2 protein-coding genes are annotated in these 2,188 nt (G+C 73.4%); both read left to right on the forward strand.

Annotated elements, in window-relative coordinates; all coding sequences use genetic code 11:
• The first annotated feature begins 169 nt into the window (after positions 1-169).
• Positions 170-919 carry a class I SAM-dependent methyltransferase gene (locus GT030_RS21765; RefSeq protein ID WP_135785724.1) on the forward strand — a complete coding sequence of 250 codons (750 nt, stop codon included), beginning with the start codon at positions 170-172 and terminating at the stop codon, positions 917-919.
• Positions 916-1,986 (forward strand): prenyltransferase/squalene oxidase repeat-containing protein, encoded by a 1,071-nt coding sequence (locus GT030_RS21770; protein ID WP_161202545.1) that lies wholly within the window; start codon positions 916-918, stop codon positions 1,984-1,986. The genes GT030_RS21765 and GT030_RS21770 overlap by 4 nt, the downstream gene beginning before the upstream one ends.
• The last annotated feature ends 202 nt before the right edge of the window (positions 1,987-2,188 follow it).

Below are 2,188 nucleotides of genomic sequence, written 5' to 3' on the forward strand. Positions count from 1 at the left end.
GCTTCACCTGGGCCCGCGCGGCCGAGGGCACCGTGGCGCGCTACCGCGAGGCGATCGACCGGGCCCGCCCGCGCGTCAGCCCTCTTCCCGCAGCCGTGCCCGGCCGCCCCGTCGCCGCCGTGGCGAGTGCCGCGGCACCTTCCGAAAGCTCCTCCGAAAGCAGGGCCACGTGCTGACCGTCGACTTCTCCCGGTTCCCGCTCGCCCCCGGCGACCGTGTCCTGGACCTCGGCTGCGGGGCCGGCCGGCACGCCTTCGAGTGCTACCGGCGCGGCGCCCGGGTCGTGGCCCTCGACCAGAACGCGGAGGAAATCCGCGAGGTCGCCAAGTGGTTCGCGGCGATGAAGGAGGCCGGCGAGGCCCCCGAGGGCGCCACCGCCACCGCGATGGAGGGCGACGCCCTCGCGCTGCCCTTCCCTGACGAGTCCTTCGACGTCGTCATCATCTCCGAGGTGATGGAGCACATCCCCGACGACAAGGGCGTCCTCGCCGAGATGGTCCGCGTCCTCAAGCCCGGCGGCCGGATAGCCGTCACCGTGCCCCGGTACGGTCCCGAGAAGGTCTGCTGGGCGCTCTCCGACGCCTACCACGAGGTCGAGGGCGGCCACATCCGCATCTACCGCGCCGAGGAACTCCTCGCCAAGATGCGCGGCGCCGGCCTCAAGCCGTACGGCACCCACCACGCGCACGCCCTGCACTCGCCGTACTGGTGGCTCAAGTGCGCCTTCGGCGTCGACAACGACAAGGCGCTGCCGGTGCGGGCGTACCACAAGCTGCTGGTCTGGGACATCATGAAGAAGCCGCTGGCCACCCGCGTGGCCGAGCAGGCGCTCAACCCGCTGATCGGCAAGAGCTTCGTCGCCTACGCCACCAAGCCGCACCTGCCCCGCCTCGACGAGGCCGGGACGGACGCCCCGTGACCACGCCCCGGACCGACCACCTGGTGCTGACCGGGGTCCTCACCGCCGAGCAGGCCGCCGACACCGTCCGGGGCATCCTCGCGGTGCAGCGCCCCGACGGCGCGATCCCCTGGTTCCGCGGCCACCACCTCGACCCCTGGGACCACACCGAGGCCGCCATGGCCCTCGACGCCGCCGGGGAGCACGCGGCCGCCGAGCGCGCCTACCGCTGGCTCGCCGACCACCAGAACGAGGACGGCTCCTGGTACGCCGCCTACGCCGACGGCGCCCACGACGACGTCACCGACCGCGCCCGCGAGTCCAACTTCGTCGCCTACATAGCCGTCGGCGTCTGGCACCACTACCTGTCCACCGGGGACGACACGTTCCTGGACCGGATGTGGCCCACCGTGTACGCGGCCGTCGAATGGGTGCTCCGGCTCCAGCAGCCCGGGGGCCAGATCGGCTGGCGGCGCGCCGAGGACGGCACCCCCACCGCGGACGCCCTGCTCACCGGCAGCTCCTCCGTCCACCACGCCCTGCGCTGTGCGCTCGCCATCGCCGAGCAGCGCGAAGAGCCGCAGCCCGACTGGGAGTTGGCGGTGGGCGCGCTGCGGCACGCGATCCGCAGGCACCCCGAGCGGTTCCTCGACAAGAACCAGTACTCGATGGACTGGTACTACCCGGTGCTCGGCGGCGCCGTCACCGGCGCCGAGGCCAAGGAGCGCGTCGAGGACGGGTGGGACCGCTTCGTCGTGCCCGGCCTGGGCGTGCGCTGCGTCGTGCCCAACCCGTGGGTGACCGGCGGCGAGTCCTGCGAACTCGCCCTGGCCCTCTGGGCGATGGGCGAGTCCGACCGCGCGCTGGAGATACTCCAGTCCGTCCAGCACCTGCGCGACGACGAGTCCGGCCTGTACTGGACCGGCTACGTCTTCGACGACGACGCCGTCTGGCCGCGGGAGCTGACCAGCTGGACCGCCGGTTCGCTGCTGCTCGCGGTCGCCGCCCTCGGCGGCCACGACGCGACCGGCGCCGTCTTCGGCGGCGACCGGCTGCCCCGCGGCCTGGACCCCGACTGCTGCGACTAGGGCCTGTCCGGCGGATCATGGCGCGAGCGCGGGGTCTGGCACGCCCATCTGCGGCGTTGTCGTCACTTGCCGACTCCCCCACGCTCGGCTGCGCTCGCGCGGGGGCACCCCCATCGCGTCGACTCCCTCCTCCGCCTTGCGCCTGGACGCACCAGACCCCGCTCACCTGGGTCGATCGGCACCGCTGCTTCCCCGCCCCCTG

Origin of the sequence: Streptomyces sp. SID1328, assembly GCF_009865595.1 — a bacterium.
In the GTDB taxonomy this organism is placed as follows: domain Bacteria; phylum Actinomycetota; class Actinomycetes; order Streptomycetales; family Streptomycetaceae; genus Streptomyces; species Streptomyces griseoluteus.